This is a genomic window from Andreprevotia sp. IGB-42 (assembly GCF_009848685.1).
GTDB lineage: Bacteria > Pseudomonadota > Gammaproteobacteria > Burkholderiales > Chitinibacteraceae > Andreprevotia.
This window is the reverse complement of the sequence record NZ_WXTX01000002.1, coordinates 222,622-249,178: the sequence shown is the minus strand read 5'-3', so window position 1 is coordinate 249,178 and position 26,557 is coordinate 222,622. Positions and strand designations below refer to the sequence as shown.

Sequence of the window (26,557 nt, the reverse complement as noted above, 5' to 3'; positions counted from 1 at the left end):
TTTATCTATTTGAACGACTACAGTGAGTCCATGGGATTGCTGCCCTGCACATAGGAGATACCAATATGTTTGCCAAAAAAACACTGATTGCCAGTCTGTTCGGTTTTGCCCTTGCAGTAGCCGTGCCCGCTCATGCGGAAAGCCAGAATCCTGAAGGCACCAACAATCAGGCTGAAACCAGCAAGGAAAAGGAAAAGAGCCCGGCCGAGCGCCGTGCCGATGCCCGCGAAAACGCCAAGAAGACGCTGGCGGAAGTGTATGCCAAGTACCCGGAAGCCAAAGATCAGATCGAGAAGGCCGCAGGCTATGCCACCTTCAAGACCGGCGGTGTGCAGGTGGTGTTTGCCGGTGGTGCAGGTGGTGACGGCGTTGCCGTGCACAACGGCAAGGAAACCTTCATGACCGTGGGTCAGATCAAGGCCGGTCTGGGCCTGGGGGCCAAGGAATCGCGCCTGCTGCTGGTGTTCACCAGCGAGAAGGCGTTCAACAAGTTCATCAAGTCGGGCTGGGCGTTCTCTGGTGATGCCACTGCTGCTGCCAAGGCCGGCAAGAGCGGCGGTGCCGTATCGGGTGCTTCGCTGATTGCGCCGGAAGTATATGCGTACCAGATCACCGCGAACGGCCTGACTGCCGAAGTGACTGTGGCAGGTACCAAGTTCTCGGTCAGCAAGAAGCTCAATTCGGGCAAGTAAACCGGCTGTTTTCTGGCTGGCAGGAAGAAGCGGGGCGCCAAGGCGCCCCGTTTTTGCGTCTGCAGGTCAGCTGGGCATGAACCGGCGCAGGGCCCATCGGCGGGTATCAGCCTTGCAGCAGCCGCGTTGCCGCTACGTCTCCCCACCATGCCGCTTCTTCGAAAATGGAAAACCCCGACAGATCGGCATGCGCAAACTGGACGGCACCATCGACCGCGCGCAATGCAGCCAGCCCGGCGTTGCCAAGGAAGCCGGGCCCCGGCACCGCCATCGCATGGCCGCGCAGCGTGAAATCTACCCGGCTGGCATTGCGCCACAGCTTCCAGCCGTAGACCTGTGCGAGGTCGCTGCTGGCCAGGGTATACAGCGCATCATCGCTGGCCTGTTGCAGCCAGCGCCGGCCCGCTTCCGGCGTGTGTTCGGCCAGTGCATGGTAGGCGGTAAACACCGTGCGTTCCGGCCGTGCGGCACGGATCAACTGGTGCGTGGCCACCACATAGCCGAGGCTGTTGCTGCCATACACCACGTTATCCCACGCCAGTGGTACGCCTTGCGCTTCCGCAGGGAATTGATCGAACACGAAATTGCTGACCAGCCATGGGGCGTGCGCGGGCATGTGATCGCGCGTGTCGAAACCGAGTGCACGCATGGGCTCGACCACATGTGCCGCCACGTGCAGCGGCATCGCGCAAATGGCCTTGCGCGCACGGATGCGCAGCGTGCGGCGTTGCTGCGGCTGCCACACCAGTACATCGGCACGGCCATTGCGTTCGGTCACATGTGCGGCCAGCCCCGGCAACAGGCGATCCGCGCCGATCCGGCCGGCCATGTGCCGTGCCAGCGGGTTCAAGCCATCCGGCCAGGTGAGCACGGCATCGTCATCGGCATTGCTGGCCGCACCATTGCGGCTGGCAAAATAGTGCAGGCCCGCCCAGGCGGAAACCCGGCTGCTATTGGCGCCGTAGTCATCGCGGCACGCGTAGTCGAGGTACCAGCGCAGTGGCGCGGCAGTGTAGTGCTGCCGGTCCAGCCACTGGGCAAACGAGATTTGGTCCAGCGCGCGCCATTGCGGGTCTTGTGACGACAACGCGCTGGGTATTTCGAATACACGCTTGCCGTCGCTGCCCGCTTGCCCGCGCAAACCATGCACGTAGTCGAAAAAGCGCTTGATCTGCGCGGTTTCGTCCGACGTATTGCCGGGCGGGATCAATCCGTCATGCCATTGGCCGTTCAGGTACAGCCGCTCTTCCGGCGCATGGATCAGGCAGCGTTCGTCATAGGTGGGCTTGAGCGCGCTGGCACCCTGCTCGATCACGCCCATCTGGGCCAGCAGATCGCGCACATGGGTGGCGGCCGGGCCGGGGATGGGCAAATAGTGTGCACCCAGCGGGCATGGTGTGCCGCCCAGCAGCGCACCGCTGGCATTGCCATGCCATTCAGGCCCCGCCACCATCAGGAAATCGCGATAGCCCTGCGAGGCCAGCCGCCAGCCGGCGCTGAGCCCGGCCACGCCGCTGCCGAGGATGACCACATCGGTTTCGATCTCTGCCGAGGGTGGCGGTAGCGACCGGATATCGCGCAGCGCGTGGCCTTCTGCCATGCCGGGTGCATTGCGGCGCAAGGCCACGCCCGGGTGCAGGCCGCAACCGGCTAGCGCACCGGCGGACAGCAGCAGGAAATCACGCCGTTTCATCGTTGCACGTTGCGCCAGTCGTCTTCGAAGTAGTGCACCAGCGATTGCGAGTTGAGCCGGTTGGGCTCGACGTCCACCTTCTGCATGTCGGCGGGAAACTGGAACATCAAGCGGGTGCTGGCGGCATCCAGAAAGCGCATCGGCAGTGCATAACGCTCGGGCGGGCGGTAGGTGGCGGTGCTGGCGAACAGGATGAAGCCCCATTCGCCGAACGACGGTACGTAGGTATGGTACGGCCAGGTATGAAAACCCGCCTCGCGCAGCGTGGCATCGATGCACCAGTAGCTCTTGGGGGCGAAATAAGGCGAGGTCGATTGCACCACTGCCAGCCCGTTCTGCGACAGGTGGCGCTGCACCAGCCGGTACATCGGCACCGAATACAGCTTGCCCAGCGCAAAATTGGTGGGATCGGGGAAGTCGATGATGATGGCGTCGAACACCTCGCTGTTGCTTTCCAGCCACTGCGCGGCATCGGCATTGATGACGGTGGCGCGCTTGTCCTTGAGCGATCCCTTGTTGAGCGCGGTCAGCTGTGGCGCGGTGGCAAACAGCGTGGTCATCGCCGGGTCCAGGTCGACCAGCGTGGTGTGCTCGATATTCGGGTAGCGCAACACTTCGCGCAGTGCCAACCCATCGCCGCCGCCCAGGATCAGCACGCGCTTTGCCCACGGCAGCGTGGCCAGCACCGGGTGCACCAGCGCCTCATGGTAGCGATGCTCGTCGCGGCTGGAAAACTGCAGGTTGCCGTTCAGATACAGCCGCAGGTCATCGTGCCAGCGGGTAACCACCATGCGCTGGTACCGGGTGGTTTCGGCGTGGATCACATCGTCGCCGAACAGGCCTTTCTCTGCCCACGTCGTCAGCCGGTCCGAGAACGCAAATGCAGTCAGCAAGGCCAGCAGCACCAGGCCGGCGCGGCTGAGCTTGGCGGCGAGTTGCGGAATGCTGTTGCGGAAACACCAGCAGGTCCACACCGCCACCGCAGCATTGAGTACGCCGAACAGCAGCCCGGTGCGCGCCATGCCCAAGTGTGGTGCCAGTACCAGTGGGAACAGCAGCGATACCGCCAGCGCCCCCAGGTAATCGAACGTCAGTACCCGGCTGACCAGCTCCTTGAATTCGGCATTGCGTGCATTCATCACCCGCATCACCAGCGGGATTTCCATGCCGACGAACACCCCGATGATGAATACCAGTGCGTACAGCACGCTGCGGAACGGCGCGGATGCCCATGCAAACACCAGAAACAGCAAGGTGGTGGACAAGCCGCCGATCAGGCCGACCAGCAGCTCGATCTCGACGAACGCGCCCAGCGTATTCTCGTCTTTCACATACTTGGAAAGATGCGAGCCCACACCCATCGCAAACAGGTAACAGCCGATGATGCTGGAAAACTGCAGTACCGAATCGCCCAGCAGGTAGCTCGCCAGCGCGCCGGCAATCAGTTCATACGCCAGCCCGCAGGAAGCAACGACGAAAACCGACAGGATGAGGATACGATCCAAATGCGCTCCAGTACGATCTGACTTAATATTGACGGCTATCATGCTTGCCATCGCAAGGACTGCCGCATGCTACAGCTCTACAACTATCTGATCTACTTGCTGACCATTTTTGCACTGCTGGCGGTATTTGCCGTCGTGTATTGCAAGGTCACGCCGTTCGATGAAATCAAGCTGATCCGCGAGGGGAAGATCTCCGCCGCGCTCAGCCTGGGCGGCGCTTTGCTGGGTTTTACGCTCACGCTGGCGGCATCGGCCATTTATCATGCCGATTACCTCTGGTTCCTGGCGTGGGCGGCTGGCGCGATGGCGGTGCAATTGCTGACCTACGTGATCCTGTCACGCGTGCTGCCCAATATGAATCAGGCGCTGGAAGAGAATAACGTCGCCATGGGCTCGCTGATGGGCACGGTGTCGCTGGTAGTGGGGGTTGCCAATGCCGCCTGCTTGTCCTGATCTGCCGTAATCATTCCGTTTTTTTGACCAATCTGACCTCAGGAGTACCGTCATGGGTCTCGGTTCATTCATCAAGAAACAGTTTATCGACATCCTGCAGTGGAATGAGGACAGCGACGGCGTATTGTCGTGGCGCTTCCCGATGCAGGATATGGAAATCCAGAACGGCGCCAGCCTGACGGTGCGCGAATCGCAACTGGCGGTATTCGTGAATGAGGGGCAGATTGCCGACGTGTTCGGCCCGGGTACGCACAAGCTCACCACGCAGACATTGCCGGTGCTCACCTACCTGAAAAACTGGGACAAGCTGTTCGAATCCCCGTTCAAGAGCGATGTGTACTTCTTCAGCACGCGGCTGCAACTGGGCCGCAAGTGGGGCACGCAGCAGCCGATCACCGTGCGTGACTCGGACTTTGGCATGGTGCGCCTGCGCGCATTCGGCTTGTATTCGTACAAGCTGGTCGACCCCAAGCTGTTCTTTGCCGAAATCAGCGGCACGCGCGAGGAGTACACGCGCGATGACCTGGAGCTGCAACTGCGCAACCTGGTGGTGTCATCGATGACCACCGCGCTGGGTGGCTCGGGCGTGCCCTTCCTCGACATGGCCGGCAACCAGGGCCTGATGGCGCAGAAGATTTCCGAAGTGCTGCTGCCCACTTTCAGCAAGTACGGGCTGGCGCTGGACAACTTCGCGGTCGAGAACATCTCGTTGCCGGAAGAGCTGCAAAAGGCCATCGATACCCGCATCAGCATGGGCATGGTGGGCGACATGCAGAAGTTCACCCAGTACCAGACTGCACAGGCGATTCCGCTGGCGGCGCAGAACGAAGGCGGCCTCGCCGGCCTCGGCGCCGGCCTGGCGGCCGGGGTGGGCTTTGGCCAGGTGATGGCCGATTCGATGCGCGGCGCCATCAATCCGCAGGCGCAACCTGGGGCAGCACCGCCACCTGCCGCACCTGCCGTTGCGGCAGATCCGCTGCAAGCCAAGCTGGCGCAGCTCAAGGGCCTGCTTGACCAGGGGCTGATCACGCAGGCGGATTTCGATAGCGCCAAGGCCGAAGTCATCAAGAAACTGATCGGTTAAGCCTGCATGTACCGCACTCCCTGCCCCGCATGCGGCGGCGAAGTCATATTCAGGTCGCCGGCATCCGTGATGGCGGTGTGCAGCTATTGCCAGAGCACGTTGCTGCGCGATGCGGACAGCGTGCGCGATCAGGGCAAGATGAGTGCGGTGCTGGAGGATTACAGCCGCATCCAGATCGGCATGTCCGGGCTGTGGGCCAACCGGCCGTTCAGCGTGGTGGGCCGTATCCAGCTGCGTTATGAAGACGGGCTCTGGAACGAGTGGTACCTGTGGTTCGACGATGGCCGTGCCGGCTGGCTGGCTGACGCCTCCGGCCAGTACGTGATGACCACCGATCTGGGGCCGGCTACCGATGCGCCGGCGTTCGAGACGCTGCGCCCCGAATTCCGCTACAACCGCGACGGCAAGAGCTTTGTGTTCAGCGACGTACGCACCGCGCAATGCACCGGTGGCGAGGGCGAGCTGCCATTCAGCGTGGGTGCGGGCTGGCAGGCCAGGGTGGCCGATGCCCGCAGCGGCAAGCTGTTCCTCACGCTTGATTACTCTGATGGCCCCGCCAGGCTTTACCTGGGCGAAGCCGTCACGCTGGAAGGGCTGCGGGTGCAATTGAGCCGTGAGCCGGAAAGAATCGCCGAAACTGCCGGGCGCCTGCCGGGGCGGGCCAATGTGCTCGACTGCCCCAGCTGTGGCAGCCCGATCTCCTACCAGGCGGGCCGGGCCACGCAGGTGATCTGCCCGGCGTGTCAGGCACAGGTGGATTGCACCGGCGACAAGACCGAAGTACTGCAGAAAGCCACTGAATTGTCGCGCGTCGTCACCACGCTGGCGCCGGGCGATGAAGGCAAGATTGACGGCACGAAATGGGCTGTGATCGGCGTGATGCGCTGCCACGAGCGCGATGAGCCATCATCGGTGTGGACCGAATACCTGCTGTACAACCCCTCACGGGGCTTCCAGTGGCTGGTGGAAAGCATGGAGGGGTGGGAACGCGTAATGGTGCTGGACGAATGGCCGGAGCGGTTCACCTCGATGGAGGCCACCCTGCGCGGCAAGGAATACAAGAACCTGTACAACTACGCATCAGTGGTGGGTTATGCGGTTGGCGCGTTCAACTGGCGGGTGAAAGTGGGCGACATCACCCATCTGGCCGATTACAAGGGGCCGGATGGCAAGCTGAGCAAGGAATCGACCGCGCAGGAGGCCGGATGGTCGCTGGCGCGCCCGGTGACTGCGGAGCAGATTGCGCAATGGTTTGCCAAGCCGGCCAAGGCCATACCGGCAGGTGCGGCTGCGGTCAGCGATTCGGCACTGAAAAGCCCCGCCATCGTTGCCATCGTGCTGTTGCTGCTGATCAACCTGCCGCTATGGCTGGCATCGGATGATGGTGGCGGTATCTTTTTTGTAACCCTGATTGCCGCTGTGCTGTTGTGGTGGCCGGCGGGCAAGGAAATGAAGGACTGAATGTCGCGCTTTGTGTACATCATCTACGCGCTGATCATCAGCGTGGTGTCGACCGGCATCAATATGTCGCAGACCGATGGCCAGCGTAGCGCCGGGCGCGGCTGGGGCAGCGGCGGTCACTCCAGCGGCGGCAGCGGCTGGTCGTATGGCGGCAGCCACAAGTAAGTGCGTGAGCCGGATATGACCATGCGGCCAGGAGCGGATTCGGGCGACGCGCAGGCCGCCGCCGATGCCATTGGCCGCCATCTGTTGCTGGATGTGCACGGCGTGGCTGCGGCGCTGCTGACCGATGCTGCCGTGCTGGAGCATATGTTGCGTGCCGCGGCGCAGACGGCGGGCGCTACCGCGCTGTTCGCCCATTTCCATGCCTTCGGCGTGGGGCAGGGGGTAACCGGGGTGTTGCTGCTGATGGAATCGCACATCAGCATCCATACCTGGCCAGAACATGGCTATGCGGCGCTGGATATCTTCATGTGTGGCCATGCGCAGCCGCAACGCGCGGTCGACGCATTGCTGGCTGCACTGGCGCCGCAAACGCATACGCTGCGGGACGTAGCGCGCGGTAGCCTGCCACGCGCCTGATGTCGTCCGACGGCGGCCACAAGGCGTGCCGTATCAGTAGCGCGGAAACGCCGGATCCACTTCATCCGCCCACGCGGCAACGCCGCCGGCCAGATTGAACAGCGCCGAGAAACCGTTGTTGCGCTCCAGGAACATCGCCACCTGATAGCTGCGCATGCCGTGATGGCAGATCACCACCGTGGGAACATCCGGGTCCAGCTCTTGCTGGCGCACGGGGATCTCGTTCATCGGGATATGCGTGATGCCGGGTAACCGGCATTGCGCAACCTCCCAGCCTTCACGCACATCAAGCAGTAATGGCTGCGCCCGGCTATCGTCGGCCAGCCAGGCGGCCAGATCGGTTGCGGTCAGTTGTTGCATGCGGGTTCCATTTCGAAGAGGACGGCGTGCAGACGCCGCAATTGATTGCTGCGTGCCTGCATTGCGCAATCCGCCATTGTAAACGCGGGCGCGGGTTGCAGGAACATCAGTGCTGTTGGCCTGACTGCAGCGCATCACGGTTACGGCAGCCGTGAAAAAGGGCGGCTCACGCCGCCCTTGTCGCACTGGCCCGGCCTGTTACAGGCTGGCGGCGTCAGCGCGCAGCGCCTCGGCCTTGTCGGTGCGTTCCCAGCTGAAGTCCGGCTCTTCGCGGCCGAAGTGGCCGTAGGCCGCTGTGCGGGTGTACACCGGGCGCAGCAGGTCCAGCATCTGCACGATGCCCTTGGGGCGCAGGTCGAAATGGCGCTCGATCAGGCCGACGATCTGCTCGTTGGACAGCTTCGAGGTGCCCCAGGTATCGACCATGATCGATACTGGCTTCGATACGCCGATCGCGTACGACACTTGCACCAGACACTGCCTGGCAATGCCGGCGGCAACGATGTTCTTGGCGACGTAACGGCCGGCATACGCGGCGGAGCGGTCGACTTTGGACGGATCCTTGCCCGAGAACGCGCCACCGCCGTGTGGTGCGGCACCGCCGTAGGTATCGACGATGATCTTGCGGCCGGTCAGGCCGCAATCGCCCATCGGGCCGCCAATCACGAAACGGCCGGTCGGGTTGACCAGGTATTTCGGGTTCTTCAGCCATTCTGCCGGCAGCACCGGCTTGATGATCTCTTCGATCACCGCTTCGGACAGCTGTGCGTGCGATACATCCGGGTGATGCTGGGTGGACAGCACGATGGTGTCCACTTCCAGTACCTTGCCGCTTTCCGCATCGTAGCGCAGCGTAACCTGCGATTTGGCATCCGGGCGCAGCCACGGCAGGCGGCCATCCTTGCGCAGCTCGGACTGACGCTGCATCAGGCGATGCGCGTAGTAGATCGATGCCGGCATCAGTTGCGGGGTTTCGTCGCATGCGTAGCCGAACATCAGGCCCTGGTCACCTGCACCTTGGTCCAGATCGAGGCCAGCGCCTTCGTCCACGCCCTGGGCGATGTCCGGGCTTTGCTTGTCGTAGGCCACCAGCACCGCGCAGGTCTTGTAATCAAAACCGATATCGCTGTGGTCGTAACCGATGCGCTTGATGGTGTCGCGCGCGATCTGGATATAGTCGATATTGGCGGTAGTGGTGATTTCGCCGGCAAGGACGACCAGACCGGTATTGACCAGCGTTTCTGCGGCAACGCGGGCGTTTTTGTCCTGGGTCAGGATGGCATCGAGGATGGAGTCGGAAATCTGGTCGGCAACCTTGTCCGGATGGCCTTCGGATACCGATTCTGAAGTAAACAGGAATTCTTTCATGGGCGCTGAGCTCCTAAGTGTCTTGAGAGGCGCAAAGCCGATAAAATCCTGCCTGCTACCTACTACGGATACAACATGCTCGTTCGCTTGCTTCGGCCTTTTGCCTGGCTACCGCTGTGGTTCTTTCACGCGGCAGGTACGCTGCTGGGCTGGCTTGCCTGGTTGCTGGACTCCGCCTATCGCCGCCGGCTGGCCGACAATCTGCGCCAAGCGAATCTCGCTAAAAGCGGCCGAGATTATAACCGTTTGTTGCGTGCCAGTGTGGGCGAGCAGGGGCGGGCTGCCGCAGAGATGATGGTGCACTGGTTGCGCCCGGCCGAAAAGGTGGCGCAGCTGGTGGTCGAGCGCAATGGCTGGGAGCATGTAGACGCCGCACTGGCCAGGCCCAATCCCATCCTGTTCGTATCGCCACATCATGGTGCGATCGAGGCTTGCGGTATCCATCTGGCCATGCGCATTCCGCGCCAGCTGGCTGCGCTCTACCGCCCGCCCAAGATCCATGCGCTGGAACCGTTGATGCTGGCATCGCGCGACCGCGAGAACGGTCTGGCCGCTCCCGCCAATGCCAAGGGCGTGCGCCTGTTGCTCAAGACGCTGCGCGCCGGCCAGACGGCATACCTGCTGCCCGATCAGGCGCCCGGGGCCGGTGACGGCGTATGGGCATCGTTTTTCGGGCGGCCTGCGTATACCATGACGCTGCTGCCACGGCTGGCACACCAGTTTGATGCTACCGTGCTGTTCTGTTTTGCCGAGAGGCTGAGCTGGGGGCGCGGTTATCGGCTGCATGTGCTACCCATGGCCGGGGCATTCAGCGGCAAGCCCGAATACGACGCGGCGTTGCTGAACCAGCATCTCGAAACCCTGATCAAGCTCGCGCCCACACAGTATCTGTGGAGCTATAACCGTTACAAGCAACCGGCCGGTGCGCCGCCTGCACCGGAGTTTCCGCATTGAATCAGACTTTTTTTCCTGCAACTGCGCCGGGCCTGGCGGCCCGGCTGCTGGCACTACCGTTCCGCCTGCTGGCTTTGCTGCCGTTTCCGCTGCTGCATGTGCTGGGGGGCGGCTTGGGCAGCATGCTGTATCTGCTGCTGGGCCGCCGCAGGCATATCGGCCTCGTCAATTTGCGTTTGTGTTTCCCCGAGTGGCGCGATACCCGGCACCGGCAGGTATTGCGCCAGCATTTCCGGCAACTGGCGACCTGCATTTTCGCCTACGGACACGTATGGTTTGCCGGGCGTGAGCGCTTCAAGGCGCTGGTACGGCACGAAGGCTACGAGCATTACGCCGCTGCGGTGGCCAGCGGCCGACCCGTCATCCTGCTGGTGCCGCATTTTCTGGGGCTGGATGCCGGCGGGATCCGCCTCAGCGTCGATCACCACGGCTGCAGCATGTATTCGGCATCGCACGAGAATGCGTTCGACCAGTTATTGCTGGCCGGGCGCAGCCGCTTTGGCAGTACGCTGCTGATCCGCCGCAACGATGGCATCCGCGCCATCATCAAGGCATTGCGCGAACCGCGCTCGTTCTATTACCTGCCCGATCAGGACCTGGGGCCACGCGAATCCATTTTCGTGCCGTTTTTCGGTGTACCCACCGCCACCGTGCCGGCGCTGGGCAAGCTTGCCAAGCTCGCTGGCGCGGTCGTGGTGCCGATGGTGACAACGCTGGATAAAAATGGCTTCGTATCGCGCTTCTACCCGTGCTGGGAGGATTTCCCGGCTGGTGACGAAGTAGCGGATACCGCGCGGATGAATGCCTTCATCGAAGCCTGCGTGCGCGAGCACCCCAGCCAGTACTACTGGCTGCACCGCCGCTTCAAGACCCGGCCGGAAGGCATGCCCGGCGTGTACTGAGCGGCATGGGCTGACGTGGCTTGTTACAAAAGCTGTGTCTGAAAGAAAGTAACGCTATCCTTGTTGCATCATTGCTACGAGGACACATTCATGGCGGGACACAAGACTGCATTGATCATCGGGGGCGGCGCGCCCAACATGCCGCTGATGGCGGGTGCATTGGCAGCGCTGCTGCGGCAGAAGGTGCAGTTCGACGTGATTTCCACATCGGGTGCCGGGGCACTGGTGGGACTGCTGTATGCCGCGCCGAAGAACACCACGCCGATCGAAGCGCTGGCCAGCATGGTGAAGATGGGCATTGCAGATCCGATCTTCGATGCCTATCCGGTCAACTACAAGGTCTTCAACAAGCCCGGCCAGCTGGCTGATCTGTTCCGCCAGCAATTGAAGCAATCACCCTTTGCGCAGCTGCTGACAAAACTGCACGACGCCAGCCCGGGCTTCCGGCTCTGGGCGGACTGGCACCAATTGCTGTGGGCGGTGGCAACGCCCAGCGATCTGGGCAGCGATAGCCTGGGCCTGTGTGCGCATGTGCCGTTCATCGAGGACATCGTCGATTTCGAGCAGTTGCAGGCCTACACCGGCCAGCTCTATCTGAATGCCTACAACCTGGACCGGCACGAGATGGCGATCTGGGACAGCAAGGAGATCGACGTTGCGCATTTCCGCGCGGCGCTGTCGTTCCCCTTTCTGTACCCGCCCACGGTGATTCCGGACAAGGATGGCAAGCCCGAGCATTACATCGAGGGCGCCGCCATCGATACGCTCAATTTCAAGGCACTGGTCGCCGAAGATGGCCCGTGCGCGGACATCGATACGCTGGTGGTGTTCGACGTACTGGGCGCGGATGAGCTGTTGCGCGCGCCAACCGATCTTTATGATGCCTGGGTGATGTCCATCATCACGCCGCTGACCGAAATTGCCCGCGATGACCTCAAGCTGTTCGAGCTGGTACACAACCGCAACGCGGATGGCAGCCCCCGGCGCACGCTGCTGAAAGTGCCGCTGCTCGACAAGAACCTGCCCCCAGAGCGTTGGGCGCATATGTTCGACTGGTCGTACAGCAATCTGTCCACGTTGTTCCGCATCGGCTTCGATGTGGGCCTGCGCTTTGCCGAAGCGCATGCCGAACGGTTGGGTATCACCTTTGATCCCGGCGTGGCGGCGCTGCCGGAAAACTGGACCACTGCCGATGTATTGGGGCCGGCGGTGGCAACGCCGCTGCGCAGTACGGCGCCGGTTGCAGCCACACCCCAGCCTGCTGCAGCGAAGAAGGCTGGCGCTGCAAAGCGTACCGGCAAGTCTGCGGATCGCGGCGTGACCTGAGCACCGCATCGGGCCAGCAGCGCTAGGCGCAGGGCTTGCGCACCTGCTGCTGCAGGCGCACCCGCTCCAGCTGCAGCTGCAAATCCAGCTGGTGCAGTTGCTGGCGGGTGGCCTTGGGCAGGCGCAGCCCGCCCTGCTTGTGCTCGTGGCTGCTCACCGTGGCGTGCAGGCGCTTGTGATGCACCAGCGCCTGCCGGTATTCACCCACATCCAGGTAAAGCTGGGACAGCAGCTCTTCGGTCTGCAGCAACAGGCTGGGCAGCTTGGCGGTTTCGCCGATGTGATTGGCGGTCTGCAGGCACTCCAGCGCTGCTTGCGGGCGGCCCAGCTTCTGGTAGCTGCGCCCCAGGTGCAACAGCACGCGGCCTTCGCCCCACTGGTTGTTGGTATCGCGGTAGATGCGGTATGCGTCATTCAGGAAGCGTTCGGCGCGCTCGAAATCGCCCTGCTCGAAATGGATCAGCCCGTAGTAGTAGACGATTTCCGCCCGCCATACCGGCCGGACAATGCCTTGATCCAGCATCAGCTCGGCAGCGGAGAGCGCAGTCAGTGCGGCCGCATGATCGTGCAGCCGGTACGCATCGCCGGCGATATTGATATGGATGCCGCAACTGAGTAGCGGCTGATCCAGCGGCCGGGCGATCTGTTCGGCCAACCGATGGAAATGCAGGGCGTTGGTGAAGTCGTCGAACGCGTAATACACCTTGCCGATACCGATGTATGCCAGCGCACAGAATTGCCGCTCATTGCGCTCGCCGGCGATTTCCAGGCAGCGCAGCCAGGCATCCAGTGCCGGCTGGTACTCGCCAGCGTGGTAGTGCATTTCGGCCTGCTCGTTATGTGCCCAGGCCAGCAAGTCGGCGCGTTTTTCCTTCTGCAGCAGGCGTATGGTTTCCTGCATCACCGTCACCCCCTGCCGGGGATGGCCGCCGTGGGTGATGGCGCGGGCGCGCTCGCGCTGGGCGCGTGCCAGCAGCGCCAGATCGCCCAGCTGCTGCGCATGGGCCACCAGTTGCTCGGCCCTCGGCAAGGCCTGGTTGCGCTGCTCACCGATGTCGATGCGCTCGCGCAACGTGTCGATCGCCATGGCGAGTTCCGCCGGATTCAGCTTTTCCATCGCTTTAACCCATCTCGGCTTCAAGTACACGGTTGCGGCCTGCACGCTTGGCGCGGTAAAGCGCCTCGTCCGCCTGTGCGATCAGGCTGTCGCCGCCGTCCCCATCCCGCAATTGAGCACAGCCGATGCTGACGGTCACATGCAGGCCGGGGGCGACTTTCTCCCACGGGTATTCTGCAATGCGCCGGCGGATGCGCTCGGCCACCTGCATGGCTACGTGCAAAGGGGCCCCCGGCAGCACCAGCGTGAATTCCTCGCCGCCGTAGCGCGCCAGCAGGTCGGCATCGCGTATGCCGTCCTGCAGCAGCAGCGCGCCTTGCTTGAGCACGCGGTCACCGGCCAGATGCGAGTGATTGTCGTTGATCTGCTTGAAATGATCGAAATCGATCACCAGCAGCGAGAGCGCGGTATCGCTCGATTGCGCCAGCTGCACCAGGTCGGGCAGCCGCTGATCCAGCGTGCGGCGGTTGTAGATGCCGGTCAGCCCGTCGCGGTAGGCGGCGGTTTCCAGTTGTTTCATCTGCTGGTTGTGCGCTTCGCTCTGCTGGCGCAACTGCTGCACTTCCAGCTCGGACGACATCAGCCGCAGCTTGATTTCCAGGCTGGCCAGCCGGCGTGCCGATTGCCGTGCCGCCAGCGCCGCCAGCCCTTCGCGGGCGATCTGCATGTAGTGATCATGGAAGCCGATGTAGTGCATGACCGCACGCGCATGGTCACCGCGTGCCTCGTACAGCGCGGACAATTCTTCGTGGATCTGCATGGTCAGGTTGGCGGCGCCAAAGCGCGATACCACGTCCAGCGCCTTGTGCAGCAGCTGTTCGGCTTCTGCCTCCTTGCCTTCCTTGCGCGTCATGCGCCCCAGTGACAGCAGCGTGATGGTCTGGTCCCACAGGTAGCCGGTTTCCACGCTGATTTCGTAGGCACGATCCAGGTAGTGGCGGGCAATGGCGTAGTCACCAGCCTCGCTGTGGATCAGGCCCAGGTAATGGCAGGTTTCGGCCAGCCAGTCGCGCCGCAGTGGCAGGATCAGGTGGCGCTCGGTATCGAGCAGGATGCTCTTGGCGGTATCGAAGCGCTTGAGCTTGATCAGCGCCGATGCCATGAACAGGCCGCTCTTGGCGCGCAGGTCTTCGTGCCTGATCAGGCCGGCAAGCTCGTGCGCCAGCGCATGGTAGTAAAACGCCTGTTCGATGTCTTCGTGCAGCACGAACAGGTCGCCCAGGCCCAGGCAGGCTTCGATGCAGCATTCGGTTGCGCCACTGGCCAGCGCATCCGTCAGGCAGCGCAGCCAGCTTCGGGCCGCCACTGCGGGCTGCCCGGCTGCCGCCTGGCATTGTGCCAGTACATGCAGCAGCATGGCGCGCGTAGGCAGGTCTGCATCGTCCTGCACCAGCCGCAACGCGCGTTGCACCAGCGGCTTGGCATCGTGCCAGCCCTTGAGCACCAGTACCGAACGGGCCCACCAAAGCAGTGCGCGCGCCTCGCCAGCGGTGTAATGCACACGCCGCGCGGCGTCTGCAGCTTGCTGCGCCAGCGTCAGCGTCTCCTCGCAACGCGGCGCGTACGAATCCCTCGCCGCGTCGATCAGGCGATCAATTTCACCGAGAGGGTCAGGGTTGGCTCGTTTCATGGCAGTGCCTTTGGCTCTGCCATTGTAGGTAAATCAGCCGCCGGGCGACAATGCGCATTCCTGCGCCTGTGCATGTAGGCTCAAGCGTTGAGCTGTGCCAGCAGATTGCGCAGCTCGTCGGCATCAGCGCTGTTGCGCATCGCATCGATCAGATCGCGTATCTTGTCCAGGTCGGTGGACAGCACCTGCTGCTTCACTTTCAGCAACTGCGCGGGCAGCATCGAGAAGCGGCGCAGCCCCAAGCCCAGCAGCAGCCGGGTCAGCGCCGGATCGCCCGCCATCTCGCCGCACATCGATACCGGTTTTTCCATCCGGTTGGCGGTGTCGATCACATGACCCAGCAAGGAAATCACCGCCGGGTGCAGCGGGTCGTACAGGTGATTGACTGCATCGTCGTTGCGGTCGACCGCCAGCGTGTACTGGATGAGGTCGTTGGTGCCGATCGAGACGAAATCGAGCTGCGCCAGGAACGAAGCCACGGTAACGGCTGCCGCTGGCACCTCGATCATGCCGCCCAGCTCGATCTGCGTATCGAAGGCAATGCCTTCCTCGGCCAGTTGCGCGGCCACTTCATCCAGATGCCGGCGGATCTGCCGGATTTCGCCCACATGCGACAGCATGGGAATCAGCAGCTTGATCTTGCCGAACGCAGAAGCGCGCAGCAGCGCGCGCAGCTGCGTGCGGAACAGCTGCGGCTCGGCCAGGCACAGGCGGATGCCGGTCAGCCCCAGCGCGGGGTTGGGTGTTTCCACCTCTTCCTGCCACTTGGGGATCTTGTCTTTGCCCAAGTCGATGGTGCGGATGATGATGGGCTTCTTGCCCATGGCCTCCGCCACTTGCTTGTAGGCCTCGAACTGTTCTTCTTCGGTCGGCAGGTCGTCTTCCTTCAGAAACAGGAATTCCGAGCGGAACAGGCCGATGCCGGCCGCGCCGTTACCCAGTGCCTGCTCGCTGTCGTCGGGCAGCTCGATATTGGCGAACAGCTCGATTTCGGTGCCATCACGGGTGACGGCTTTTTTCTTCAGGATGCCTTGCAGCGCGTCTTTCTTGACCTGCCACTGATCCTGGCGAGCACGGTATTCGGCCAGGATGCCTTCGTCCGGGTCGACGATCACCATGCCGTTCACGCCATCGACGATGATGGTTTCGCCATCGCGGATCATCGCGCGCGCATGGCGCAGCGCCAGTACCGATGGCAGATCCAGGCTGCGCGCCAGGATGGCGGTGTGCGAGGTGGGGCCGCCCACGTCGGTAATGAAAGCCACGTACTGGCTGTCCTTGAACAGCACCATGTCGGCCGGGGAAAGATCGTGCGCCACCAGAATGCCGTCGCCAGCGTTGGGTACCGGCAGCGGCGCCAGCGCGTCGTGGCCGGCCAGGGCCTTGAAGATGCGGTCTGCCACCTGGATCACGTCGGCGCGGCGTTCGCGCAGATATTCTTCCTCGATCTCGTCAAATTGCGCCAGCAGCGAATCGAGCTGTTGCTGCAATGCCCATTCGGCATTGCATTTCTGTTCCGCGATCAGGTCGCGCGGATCGCGTGACAGCGTGTGGTCGTTCAGCAGCATGATGTGCAGGCTGAGAAAGGCGCCCAGTTCGGTGGGGGCGTTTTCCGGAATGCTGCCCCACAGTTGCTCCAGCTCCTGGCGGGCATGACGGATGGCCGCGTCGTAGCGGACCTGCTCGGCCGGCACGTCCGCATCGTGCAGCATGTAATGGTCGATTTCGATATCGGCCTGCGAAACGAGGTGGGCGCGGCCAATTGCGATGCCGCCGCCGATGCCGATACCGTGCAGTGAGATGCTCATTCGCCTTCCTCGTTCTTTTTGCCCTGTGGGCTATTGTCGTGGCGCCACTGTCTGCATGCCCGGGGTCCCGCTCCCGGGCTGCGTGTCATTCCCCTTCGCCGAACTTGTCCGCGACCAGTGCCTTGAGTGCTTCCAGTGCCTCCACTTCATCCGGGCCATTGCTGGTGTCGATGGTGACCATGCTGCCCTTGCCGGCGGCCAGCATCATCACGCCCATGATGGACTTTGCGTTGACACGCCGCTGGTTGCGGCTGATCCACACCTCGCACTGGAACTGGCTGGCAAGCTGGGTGAATTTGCTGGATGCGCGGGCATGCAGACCAAGTTTGTTGACGATTTCTACTTCTTGACTGGGCATAGGTGCATCCGTTTTTATTCTGTGGCGCTGGGCAGCATATAGAGTACGCCTTCCAGACCGCCGGTAATCGCTTTGCTGACCACGGTTTCCAGTGGCTGGTGGCAATAGGTCAACGCACGCACCAGCATGGGCAGGTTCACGCCGGCAACCGCTTCCACGCGGCCCGGCACGATCAGCCGGTTGGCCACGTTCGAGGGCGTGCCCCCGTAGATGTCGGTCAGCAGCAACACGCCTGATCCGTCGTCGAGCGAGGTGATGATCTGGCGCGCGCGCTCGACCACCTTGTCCGGGTCGTCGGCCTTGCTGACTGCCAGTTGCGACACATTGGACAACGGGCGGCCCATGATGTGCTGGGCACACGACATAAGCGCATCACCCAGCGAAACGTGGGTGACGATGATGATGCCGACCATGCGGATGGCTTTCCTTTCGCATCATCACGGTGGATGACGCCTGAGTATCATGAATTGATGAATTTATACCGCAATCCGGCCCGCCTTTACAGCGGGGCGGTTCGGGTTGACGTCTGCCGCAACAGCCAGTTCCCTGTACTTAGCGCAAACGGTACAAATGCGCAGGCCTGCTTTGCCACTCCAGCCGCTGCTGCAGCCCGGCGGTCACGTAGATACTGTCGTCATTGGCAACGATCAGTGCTTCTTGCGTGCCATAGCGGCCCGCGTAGCGTAGCGCACCGTCCAGCCCGGCCACAAATGCAGTTTTGGCGGCGATGCCTGCCAACGCGGTAGCCTGCAGCGTCGCAGGCGTGAGCGCAGCCGCCAGCTGTACCTTGCGGGCGGATTTGCCCGTTTTCGGGTCGACAGCCAGTGTTGTATCTGCAGCGCTGGCATAGGCAAAGGCCTCGCCGCTCTTGAGTGCCAGCATTGCGAGTGGCGTGCTGGATTTCTGGCTGGGAATCACTGCCTTCCAGCGTGTCTCGCCGCGCTTGCCCAGCGCCAGCGTGGCGCCGTCAAGCTGCAGCAGCGCGTTGAAAACGCGGTGACGGCGCAGATAGGCGGCCATCCGGTCCAGCGCCCAGCCTTGGGCAACATGATCCAGCCGCAGCGTGGTCGCGCCGTCGCCACTGAGCTGATTGCCATCCAGATGCAGGGCTGCCAGACCCGCGCTGCGTAGCATGGCAGGTTCGGTTGCAGGCGCGCTGGCCGCCTGCACCGCCGATGTCGCGGGCATGCGTGTGGTAGCGGCGGGAAACAGCCCATCCGAGCGCAGTTCAACATCGCTGCCCTGGGCGAGGATTTCCTGCAGTTCTTCATCCAGTTGCACGGGCTCACCACGCAACAAGGTGGCGTTCAGCGCGCTGACCGCCGAGCGTGGCCCGCTACCGAGCTTGGCATCCAGCCGCTGCATGTCTGCAATGACCGCATTGGCGTGGCGGGCCGCCAGCTCATCGGGCAGCCCCCAGATGGTGATCTTCAGCCGGCCACCGAAAGCCTGTGCTTCTTTCTGGTACAGCGGCTCCTTGCTGCAGGCGGCCAGCGATAGCAACACGGTCAGCACGCACAGCAGCCTGCCCGGGTAGGCAAGCCAGCGGTGGCAGTGCTCAAGCGGCATGGCGCTCCAGCGCATCGATGAACAGCGCCGGTACGTCGATGCCCGATTGATCGCTGATTTCGCGGAAGCACGTCGGGCTGGTGACGTTGATTTCCGTCACCTTGTCGCCGATCACGTCCAGCCCCACCAGTAGCAGCCCTTCGGCCGCCAGGCGCGGACCCAGTGCTTCGGCAATCGCGCGGTCGCTGTCGGTCAGCGGGCGGGCCACGCCGGTGCCGCCGGCGGCCAGGTTTCCACGGGTTTCTCCCGCCTTCGGGATACGTGCCAGGCACCAGTCCACCGGCTTGCCGTCGATCAGCAGGATGCGCTTGTCGCCTTCCTTGATCGCGGGCAGGTAGCGCTGCGCCATGATGGTCTGCCGGCCGTTGGCGGTCAGCGTTTCGATGATGCTCCCCACATTGGGGTCGTCATCGCGCACGCGGAAAATGCCGGTGCCGCCCATGCCGTCCAGCGGTTTGAGGATGATATCGCCATGCTCATTCAGGAACGCGCGCAGGTCGCTTTCCTGCTGCGCCACCAGCGTGGGCGTGATGAATTCCGGATGCTTGAGGATGGACAGCTTCTCGTTGTACTCGCGCAGCGTGCCGCCCGGGTTGAATACCTTGGCGCCCTGCGCTTCGGCCAGCGTCAGCAGGTGCGTGTTGTACAGGTATTGCTGATCGAATGGCGGATCCTTGCGCATGATCACCGCATCGAAATCCCGCAGTGCCACGGTTTGTACTTCGCTGGCTGCAAACCAGCTGCCGTAGGCCTGCGTTGCGGTCAGTGCAAACGGCAGCACCTGCGCTTCGACCACGCCATCCTTCACGCGCAGCGTGTCTGCCTCGCAGGTATGGATGGCGTAGCCGCGGCGGCTGGCTTCCACCAGCATGGTGTAGGTGGAATCCTTGTGGATCTTGAACTTGACGAGCGGGTCGGCAATGACGAGCAGTTTCATGCGATTTCCAGCTTAAATGGCCAGCGCCAGGGCGGGCTCGGGGGCGGTAGCTTCCAGCTCGTGCGCGGCGGCCAGCAGTGCCAGCCGTGCAATCACACCATAGGCGTAAAAACGGTTGGTTTCGCAATCCGGGTTGTCGTCGCACTCCGGCGTGTTCGGCGGCGAGGCAAACGCCAGCGGCACGAACTGCGCGCCGGGGGCGTTGAGGTTTTCGTCGATGCCGCGCTCGGTATGCACGCGGTAGAAACCGCCCACCACGAAGTGATCGACCATGTAGATCACCGGCTCGGCAATTGCGCCGTCGATGGTTTCAAAGGTGGGTACACCTTCCTGCACGATCACATCGTGCACCTGCAGCCCTTCCTTGATCACCGACATCTTGTTGCGCTGCTTGCGGTTGAGGCCGATCAGTTCTTCGCCCGATTTTACCGTCATGATGCCCATGCCATAGGTGCCGGCATCTGCCTTGACGATGACGAACGGCGTTTGCGTGATGCCGTGTTCCGCATACTTGACGCGGATTTTCTCCAGCATCTCGTCCACGGTAGCGGCCAGTTTTTCCTCGCCGGTGCGTTCGTGGAAATCCAGCCCGCCCACCCTGGCAAAGTAAGGGTTGATCACCCACGGGTCGATGCCGATCAGCCTGGCAAACTCGTTCACCACCTGGTCGTAAGCGGCAAAATGGTTGGTCTTGCGGCGCATGTACCAGCCGGCATGCAAGGGCGGTAGCAGCGTTTGCTCGATGTCCTCGACGATTTTCGGCACGCCGGCCGACAGATCGTTGTTCAGCAACACCACGCATGGATCGAAATCGGGCAGGCCCACGCGGCGGCCGTTGCGCACCACCGGTTCGAGCTTGAGCTTGGCGCCATTGGGCAGCTCGAACTCGGTTGGCTCGGTGATATCCGGGTTGAGCGTGCCGATGCGCACTTTCAGGCCGGCATGGCGCAGGATGCGTGCCAGCGCGGCCACGTTCTGCAGGTAGAACTGGTTGCGGGTATGGTTTTCCGGGATCAAAAGCAGGCGGCGTGCGTCCGGACAGAAACTTTCTGCCGCGCTCATTGCCGCATGCACTGCCAGTGGATGGAAATCGGGGTTCAAATTATTGAAGCCACCCGGATACAGATTCATGTCCACCGGTGCCAGCTTGTAGCCGGCATTGCGCAAATCCACCGAGCCGTAGAACGGGGGCGTGTGCTCCTGCCATTGGTTACGGAACCAGTGTTCGATTTCCGATTGCGCATCCAGGATCTTGCGCTCCAGGTCGAGCAGCGGGCCGGACAGCGCGGTAGTCAGGTGGGGGACACTCATGATGGGTTCCGTTGGCGTTCTACGAGTGCAGCATATGGTGGCAAAGGCTGCCAATTCAATCCACCTTGCCATGCATACGGGTCGATGGCCGGCGCAAGCTGCCGCCTTTGCCTCTAAACTGCATGGCATATACGTTACGCCGAGGACACCGAGATGTCGCAATTGTTTGCCAATCCGCTGGATAACCCGCAGGCATTGCGCCGCCGCCATGTGCTGATCTCGGCGTTGCTGCTGGCGGCAGTGATTGCCATCGGCATGGTGCTGGGGCACTTCGGGCGGCACGGCGTGGCCGACATGCTGCTGATCGTGCCGGTGGTGTACGCCAGCCTCTATCTGGGGCTGGCAGGCGGCCTGGCGATCAGCGTGGCAAGCATCATCGCCTACGATTTCTTCTTTCTGTGGCCGTACTACCGTTTTGGCGTGCACAGCGTGGAAACCGCCGTGCGGCTGGGGGTGCTGATGACCAGCGCGCTGATCTGCGTGCAGGTGATCGCCCGCTTGCACGACAAGGCGGTATTGGTGAGCCGCACGCAGTTCGCGCTGGCAGCAAGGCAAACTGATCTGGAAGCCGAGCTGGCACTGCGGCTGCAGGATCCGCAGCACTTGCGTACGCGCTTTCCCGGCCTGTTCGATGCATTCCCTGCGGCCGTGCTGTGGTTGCGCAATGGCCGCATCGAAGCCGCCAACAACACCGCGCGTGCCTGGCTGGCATTGCAGGATGACCACGTTGACCCGGCGTGGGCGCTGGCCGATGAAATCATCACCGCCAGCGGCATGCGGCTGCGTTGTGCGCGTGCCAACCTGGCCGGCGCCGAGGACGGGCAGATCGTCTGCATGCTGTCATTGGGACTGTAAAGGCCGCTACTGGCCGGTTGCACGGTAACCGGGGCTGGCGGGGAGCTGCCGCGCCGGCCCTACCCCGCCGCCAGCGCAGTCGGGCAGGCAAACGGCGCCAGCGCCGGCAGGCTGGCCTGATGCCCGGCCAGGCGCAGCATGCGCAATGCATGCTGGCTGACGCGGTCGCGCTGGTTGTCCATGGTGGCCATGTGATAGCTGTCTTCCAGCCACACCAGCTCGCAATCGCAATGCGCCAAGTGCTGCTTCAGGTGCAGCGGCGTGGTGGGTGCGGCCACCTCGTCTTCCAGCGCGTGCACGATCAGCGTGGGCAGATACATCTCGCCCAGTACCTGCGGGGTCAGCGTATCGATCAGCTGCATCACTTCATGGATGGCAGCCACCGGCGTGGCGCCATAGTGCGATTGGCCGGCGTGGATCTGTTTTTCCAGCCGCGAGCGCAGCTTGGCGTTCTTGATGCCGTAAGGTGGCGCTTCCGGGAAAGACAGCCGGTGCTTGAGCGGGGTTTTCACCACTAGCGGCAGGATGAAACGGTACCAGGGTTGCGCCCAGCCATCGAAAAACATCGTCGGGGAAACCAGGATCAGTGCACGCAGCCGGTGCTGGTACTTGTGCGCGAGCTTGATCGACAGCAACGACCCCATGCACAAGCCGCCGATGGACACGCGCGGATAGCGCGCCAGCAATGATTCCAGCGCGGCTTCGGCGCTGGCATACCACTGTTGCCAGTGCGTGGCCGCCAGTTCGGCCGGTGTGCTGCCATGGCCGGCCAGCAGCGGTATTTCCACTGCGAAGCCGGCCGCTTCAAGCTTTTTGCCCAGCGGGCGCATTTCGGTTTCACTGCCGGCAAGGCCGTGTACCAGCAGAATGGCATCCTGGGCATCCAGACGGAACATATGCACTCCAGCAGGCGGGCGCCGCGCAACGGCGTGTTGCGTTACAGCCAGCCTTTCTTCTTGAAGAACCAGTATGGCGCAATCCCGGACAGCAGCATCAGCAGGATGGCGAACGGGTAACCGAATTCCCAGCTCAGTTCGGGCATCAGGCCGAAGTTCATGCCGTAGACGCTGGCAATCATCGTCGGTGGCAGGAACACCACGCTGGCAATCGAGAAAATCTTGATGATCTTGTTCTGCGACAGATTGATCAAGCCCATCACCGCGTCCATCAGGAAGTTGATCTTGTCGAACAGGAAGCCGGTGTGGTTGTTCAGCGATTCCAGATCGCGCAGGATTTCGCGCAGGTTGCCCTCCTGCTCGCGGCCGATCACGCGCGAGCGCAGCAAAAAGGACAGCGCGCGGCGCGTATCCATCAGGTCCAGCCTGACCTTGCCGTTCACGTCTTCCTGCTGGGCGATATCGGCAACGGTTTCCGCCATCGCTTCGTCGTTCATGTCGGTTTCGCGATTCAGCACGCGGCTGCTCACTTTCTCCAGCGCGCTGTACACGCCTTCCAGCACGTCGGCATCGTATTCCACCGCCACTTCATAGATGGATAGCAGGATGTCCTCGGCGCTGCTGACGAATTCCGGCTGCACGCGGGCACGCAGCCGGAACAGCCGGAACACCGCCAGCTCTTCCTGGCGCATGGTCAGCAGCCGGCCTTCGTTCAGCAGGAAAGAGACGGTGACGTTGTCCGCGCCTTCGCTATGCTGGTGCAGGAAGTAGGAGTTGAGGTGCAGGCCGGCTTCATCCACATAGCAGCGCGCGGATTCCTCGATGTCCTCCAGCTCTTCGTCCTCGGGCAGTTCAAGCCGGAACACGCTTTGCACCATTGCCCGCTCGTCATCACTGGGGTCGACCAGGTCCACCCACATCACCTCGGGGCGGGCAAGATCGGCGGGTGTCTGCACCGGCAGGTGTACAAGGCGGCCATGGGCCAGTGCGAAGGCTGCGAGCATGAGTGACTCCGGTTGAACCTGCCCTGGAAACTGCGAGGCCGCGCGATTATATAAGCGATTGGACGAATTCGTCGGCGCACATGTTGTAACACCTTGCGCGGGCCTGTTAACCCCGGTTTCACAACCGCGTCCGGGGTCTTCCAGCCGGGCTGCATGTGGTCGTTTTAAAGAGCCGCCACCCCGCTTTTGCAAGTCGCCTGCTTGCTCGCAGGCGGCCCCGGCCTGGCTGAAATACCCCGAACCCACAGCGCTGGGCCGCAAAAAGCCCATTTACGGTGTTACGCTCCCTGGCAATAACCCGTTATTGCCTGCGTCGCACGCCTTGTTATATGGGCTTTTGCGGCCCGGTGCAGTTGCGAAACCAGGGTTGACAGGCACCAGGCTGTCGACGCCGCCGTGTAACGGAACCCGTATGACCGTCACTACCCGCAAGACCCAGGAAAATTTTCAGGAAACGCTGGCCCAGGTGCAGCGCCTGCTGGCACGCCACAAACTGGTCGAGGGCATGGTGCACAAGCAGGAAATGCCGCGCCACGATCTGGTCGAGCAACTGGTGCATAAACAGAACCTGGCCGAGCTGTCGGTAAAGCTGGAACGGCTGCATTCGGCCGACATTGCCGACATCCTGGAAGCCCTGCCGCGTAGTGACCGCTTTACCGTGTGGGAACTGGTGCGCGCCGAGCGCGATGGCGAAATCCTGCTGGAAGTCTCCGATGCGGTGCGTGAATCGCTGCTCGAGCAGATGGACAACGAGGACATCGTTGCCGCCGCCGGCACGCTGGATGCGGATGAACTCGCCGACCTCGCGCCCGATCTGCCCGAGCACCTGCTGTCCGAGGTCATGGTGGGGCTGGATGCCGACGAGCGTGCGCAGGTGCAAAGTGCGCTGTCCTATGGCGAGCATGAAGTGGGCGCGTTGATGGATTTCGACATGGTGACCATCCGTGACGATGTCACGCTGGCTACCGTGCTGCGTTACCTGCGCCGGTTCGACAACCTGCCCGACAATACCGACAAACTGTTCGTGACCGACCGGCAGCGCACCTTCAAGGGCGTGCTGTCGCTCAAGCGCCTGTTGCTGAACGACCCGAAGAAAGCCGTTGCCGAGGTGATGAGCAGCGATGTGGTGGTGTTTGCGCCCGATGGCCGCGTGGAAGATGCCGCCAACGCGTTCGAGCGTTATGACCTGGTCTCCGCGCCGGTGCTTGACTCCAACCAGCGCGTGATCGGCCGGCTGACCGTCGACGACATGCTGGACGTGATCCGCGAGGATTCGGACGTGCTGTCCCTCGCGGGCATGAAGGAAGAAGACCTGTTTTCCAGCATCTGGAAATCCACCAGAAATCGCTGGCCGTGGCTGGCGGTGAATATCTGCACCGCTTTTCTCGCCAGCCGCGTGATCGGCGCGTTCGAGGAAACCATCGCCCATCTGGTGGCACTGGCCACGCTGATGCCCATCGTATCGGGCATCGGCGGCAATACCGGCACGCAAACCATCACGCTGATCATCCGCGGGCTGGCGCTGGGGCAGATCACGCCGTCCAACTCGCTGCGCCTGCTGGTGAAGGAGCAGGGTATTGCACTGGTCAACGGCGTGGTGTGGGGCTGCGTGCTGGGGCTGATCGCCTTCATGCTGTACGGCCAATGGAAGCTGGGCGGCGTGATGATGGCAGCCATGGTGCTCAACCTGCAGGTAGCCGCGCTGGTGGGCATCCTGGTGCCACTCACCATGCAGAAGCTCGGGCGCGATCCGGCCTATGGCTCCAGCGTGTTGCTGACTGCTACTACCGACAGCATGGGCTTTTTCATCTTTCTGGGGTTGGCAACGGTATTCCTGCGCTGATCAGGATCAACTGTTCGTGTCAGCATGCTGCCCCCCGCACTAGGTGCTTGCCCGTATGCCGCAGCGCCATCCGCTTCGGGTAGCATGGCCCGAAACAATAAAGGCATCGTCCACCGATACCCGCCAGATGCTCTCTCCAGCCATCCTGATCGAACTGCTGCATAGCCGTCGCTTCGGTGTCGAGTACCAGCCCATCGTCGAAGTGAAAAGCGGCGAGGCGTACGCGCACGAGGCGCTGGCACGCTTCTATACCGCTGCCGGTGCCGCGGTGCCGCCGCAGGCGGTATTCGATGCGCTCGAAGCGCATCCGCTGGCGCTGTATCAGGTGGAGCACACGCTCAAGCGGCTGCAGATCGATGAATCGCCAGCGGGCATGCTGTTCATCAATCTCGACCCGGATACCTTCCATATCGCCAGCAAGGACAAGGGCCCGCATCCGCTGGTGGACTTGGTATCCGGCCGTGCCGGCCTGACGGTGGAAATCATCGAGAACAGCTCGTCAGGCGATGCCGACCGCAGCCTCGCCATGGCGGATGCGTTTGCCGCACGTGATGTACGGCTGGCGCTGGATGATATCGGCGCGCCGGCATCGGTGCTGTCGCTGCCGGTGCTGCTGCAGATGGACTACCTCAAGTTTGATCGCCACTGGTGGCAGCACTGGCACAGCCCCGGCTACCGTAAGCTGCTGCAGACGCTGGTGCGCTTTGCGCGCGAGCACGGGCAAGCCACGATACTGGAAGGCGTGGAGACGGTGGCGCACTGGGAAGCGGCCATGGATCTCGGCGTCGACTACGTGCAGGGCTTTTTCTTCCGCGATTGCTTTCACAGCGTGCACCCGTGATCAACACT

26 protein-coding genes are annotated in these 26,557 nt (G+C 62.6%); 12 read left to right on the top strand and 14 right to left on the bottom strand.

What is annotated here, in order from left to right:
* Window positions 1-65 precede the first annotated feature (65 nt).
* Window positions 66-692, top strand: a complete 627-nt coding sequence (locus IGB42_RS03935) for a YSC84-related protein (protein ID WP_159667107.1) — start codon at window positions 66-68, stop codon at window positions 690-692.
* 106 nt (window positions 693-798) lie between these two features.
* Here IGB42_RS03935 and IGB42_RS03930 read toward each other — a convergent pair whose 3' ends face one another.
* Together IGB42_RS03930 and IGB42_RS03925 are read right to left on the bottom strand one after the other, a co-directional pair.
* Entirely contained in the window at window positions 799-2,385 is a 1,587-nt protein-coding gene (locus IGB42_RS03930) for an FAD/NAD(P)-binding protein (RefSeq protein WP_159667104.1), read from the bottom strand.
* On the bottom strand, window positions 2,382-3,932 hold the full coding sequence (locus tag IGB42_RS03925) for a polyamine aminopropyltransferase (protein WP_159667713.1): 1,551 nt from the start codon (window positions 3,930-3,932) through the stop codon (window positions 2,382-2,384). Before IGB42_RS03925 ends, IGB42_RS03930 begins: the two co-directional genes overlap by 4 nt.
* 24 nt (window positions 3,933-3,956) lie before the next feature.
* On the opposite strand from IGB42_RS03925, the gene IGB42_RS03920 reads away from it, so the two are divergent.
* The 5 genes from IGB42_RS03920 (at window position 3,957) to speD (ending at window position 7,470) form a co-directional block, all read left to right on the top strand.
* Window positions 3,957-4,343 (top strand): DUF350 domain-containing protein, encoded by a 387-nt coding sequence (locus IGB42_RS03920; RefSeq protein ID WP_159667101.1) that lies wholly within the window; start codon window positions 3,957-3,959, stop codon window positions 4,341-4,343.
* A gap of 52 nt (window positions 4,344-4,395) precedes the next feature.
* Window positions 4,396-5,427 carry an SPFH domain-containing protein gene (locus IGB42_RS03915; protein ID WP_159667098.1) on the top strand — a complete coding sequence of 344 codons (1,032 nt, stop codon included), beginning with the start codon at window positions 4,396-4,398 and terminating at the stop codon, window positions 5,425-5,427.
* 69 nt (window positions 5,428-5,496) lie between these two features.
* Window positions 5,497-6,888, top strand: a complete 1,392-nt coding sequence (locus tag IGB42_RS03910; RefSeq protein WP_201799813.1) for a DUF4178 domain-containing protein — start codon at window positions 5,497-5,499, stop codon at window positions 6,886-6,888.
* Window positions 6,889-7,053 carry a hypothetical protein gene (locus tag IGB42_RS21860; protein ID WP_174764163.1) on the top strand — a complete coding sequence of 55 codons (165 nt, stop codon included), beginning with the start codon at window positions 6,889-6,891 and terminating at the stop codon, window positions 7,051-7,053.
* Window positions 7,054-7,074: 21 nt separating this feature from the next.
* On the top strand, window positions 7,075-7,470 hold the full coding sequence (gene speD / locus IGB42_RS03905) for an adenosylmethionine decarboxylase (RefSeq protein ID WP_201799812.1): 396 nt from the start codon (window positions 7,075-7,077) through the stop codon (window positions 7,468-7,470).
* Window positions 7,471-7,503: 33 nt separating this feature from the next.
* Here the strand turns inward: speD and IGB42_RS03900 are convergent, their stop codons facing one another.
* Both IGB42_RS03900 and metK read right to left on the bottom strand, forming a co-directional pair.
* Window positions 7,504-7,830 carry a rhodanese-like domain-containing protein gene (locus IGB42_RS03900; protein WP_159667089.1) on the bottom strand — a complete coding sequence of 109 codons (327 nt, stop codon included), beginning with the start codon at window positions 7,828-7,830 and terminating at the stop codon, window positions 7,504-7,506.
* A 198-nt stretch (window positions 7,831-8,028) separates the two neighbouring features.
* Window positions 8,029-9,198, bottom strand: coding sequence for a methionine adenosyltransferase (gene metK, locus IGB42_RS03895; RefSeq protein WP_159667086.1), 1,170 nt, complete (start codon window positions 9,196-9,198; stop codon window positions 8,029-8,031).
* Window positions 9,199-9,243: 45 nt separating this feature from the next.
* Between metK and IGB42_RS03890 the strand changes: the two genes are divergently transcribed.
* The 3 genes from IGB42_RS03890 (at window position 9,244) to IGB42_RS03880 (ending at window position 12,380) form a co-directional block, all read left to right on the top strand.
* Window positions 9,244-10,152 (top strand): lysophospholipid acyltransferase family protein, encoded by a 909-nt coding sequence (locus IGB42_RS03890; protein ID WP_308419207.1) that lies wholly within the window; start codon window positions 9,244-9,246, stop codon window positions 10,150-10,152.
* Window positions 10,149-11,054, top strand: a complete 906-nt coding sequence (locus tag IGB42_RS03885; protein ID WP_201799811.1) for a lysophospholipid acyltransferase family protein — start codon at window positions 10,149-10,151, stop codon at window positions 11,052-11,054. Before IGB42_RS03890 ends, IGB42_RS03885 begins: the two co-directional genes overlap by 4 nt.
* Before the next feature lie 90 nt (window positions 11,055-11,144).
* Window positions 11,145-12,380, top strand: a complete 1,236-nt coding sequence (locus IGB42_RS03880; protein WP_159667079.1) for a patatin-like phospholipase family protein — start codon at window positions 11,145-11,147, stop codon at window positions 12,378-12,380.
* Between the two features lie 22 nt (window positions 12,381-12,402).
* Here IGB42_RS03880 and IGB42_RS03875 read toward each other — a convergent pair whose 3' ends face one another.
* The 8 genes from IGB42_RS03875 to gshA all read right to left on the bottom strand — a co-directional run bounded on the left by IGB42_RS03875 (window position 12,403) and on the right by gshA (window position 21,110).
* On the bottom strand, window positions 12,403-13,497 hold the full coding sequence (locus IGB42_RS03875) for a tetratricopeptide repeat protein (protein WP_159667076.1): 1,095 nt from the start codon (window positions 13,495-13,497) through the stop codon (window positions 12,403-12,405).
* Window positions 13,498-13,501: 4 nt separating this feature from the next.
* Entirely contained in the window at window positions 13,502-15,127 is a 1,626-nt protein-coding gene (locus IGB42_RS03870; RefSeq protein WP_159667073.1) for a GGDEF domain-containing protein, read from the bottom strand.
* 80 nt (window positions 15,128-15,207) lie between these two features.
* Window positions 15,208-16,935 (bottom strand): phosphoenolpyruvate--protein phosphotransferase, encoded by a 1,728-nt coding sequence (ptsP, locus tag IGB42_RS03865; protein WP_159667070.1) that lies wholly within the window; start codon window positions 16,933-16,935, stop codon window positions 15,208-15,210.
* A gap of 85 nt (window positions 16,936-17,020) precedes the next feature.
* Window positions 17,021-17,293, bottom strand: coding sequence for an HPr family phosphocarrier protein (locus tag IGB42_RS03860; protein ID WP_159667067.1), 273 nt, complete (start codon window positions 17,291-17,293; stop codon window positions 17,021-17,023).
* A gap of 14 nt (window positions 17,294-17,307) precedes the next feature.
* Window positions 17,308-17,706, bottom strand: a complete 399-nt coding sequence (locus IGB42_RS03855) for a PTS sugar transporter subunit IIA (protein WP_159667064.1) — start codon at window positions 17,704-17,706, stop codon at window positions 17,308-17,310.
* A 139-nt stretch (window positions 17,707-17,845) separates the two neighbouring features.
* Window positions 17,846-18,862: an FAD:protein FMN transferase gene (locus IGB42_RS03850; protein ID WP_159667061.1), complete on the bottom strand. Its 1,017-nt coding sequence runs from the start codon at window positions 18,860-18,862 to the stop codon at window positions 17,846-17,848.
* Window positions 18,852-19,799: a glutathione synthase gene (gshB, locus tag IGB42_RS03845; protein WP_159667058.1), complete on the bottom strand. Its 948-nt coding sequence runs from the start codon at window positions 19,797-19,799 to the stop codon at window positions 18,852-18,854. Before gshB ends, IGB42_RS03850 begins: the two co-directional genes overlap by 11 nt.
* A gap of 12 nt (window positions 19,800-19,811) precedes the next feature.
* Window positions 19,812-21,110 (bottom strand): glutamate--cysteine ligase, encoded by a 1,299-nt coding sequence (gene gshA / locus IGB42_RS03840; RefSeq protein WP_159667056.1) that lies wholly within the window; start codon window positions 21,108-21,110, stop codon window positions 19,812-19,814.
* A 153-nt stretch (window positions 21,111-21,263) separates the two neighbouring features.
* Here gshA and IGB42_RS03835 point away from each other — a divergent pair, with 153 nt between their 5' ends.
* Window positions 21,264-21,965 carry a DUF4118 domain-containing protein gene (locus IGB42_RS03835; protein WP_159667053.1) on the top strand — a complete coding sequence of 234 codons (702 nt, stop codon included), beginning with the start codon at window positions 21,264-21,266 and terminating at the stop codon, window positions 21,963-21,965.
* Window positions 21,966-22,024: 59 nt separating this feature from the next.
* On the opposite strand, the gene IGB42_RS03830 is transcribed toward IGB42_RS03835, so the two are convergent.
* Window positions 22,025-22,861 carry a carboxylesterase gene (locus IGB42_RS03830; RefSeq protein ID WP_159667050.1) on the bottom strand — a complete coding sequence of 279 codons (837 nt, stop codon included), beginning with the start codon at window positions 22,859-22,861 and terminating at the stop codon, window positions 22,025-22,027.
* Between the two features lie 41 nt (window positions 22,862-22,902).
* On the bottom strand, window positions 22,903-23,865 hold the full coding sequence (gene corA / locus IGB42_RS03825; protein ID WP_159667047.1) for a magnesium/cobalt transporter CorA: 963 nt from the start codon (window positions 23,863-23,865) through the stop codon (window positions 22,903-22,905).
* A gap of 412 nt (window positions 23,866-24,277) precedes the next feature.
* Between corA and mgtE the strand changes: the two genes are divergently transcribed.
* A complete protein-coding gene (gene mgtE, locus IGB42_RS03820) occupies window positions 24,278-25,708 on the top strand; it encodes a magnesium transporter (protein ID WP_159667044.1) in 1,431 nt (476 codons plus the stop codon).
* 127 nt (window positions 25,709-25,835) lie between these two features.
* Entirely contained in the window at window positions 25,836-26,549 is a 714-nt protein-coding gene (locus IGB42_RS03815; RefSeq protein ID WP_159667041.1) for an EAL domain-containing protein, read from the top strand.
* The last annotated feature ends 8 nt before the right edge of the window (window positions 26,550-26,557 follow it).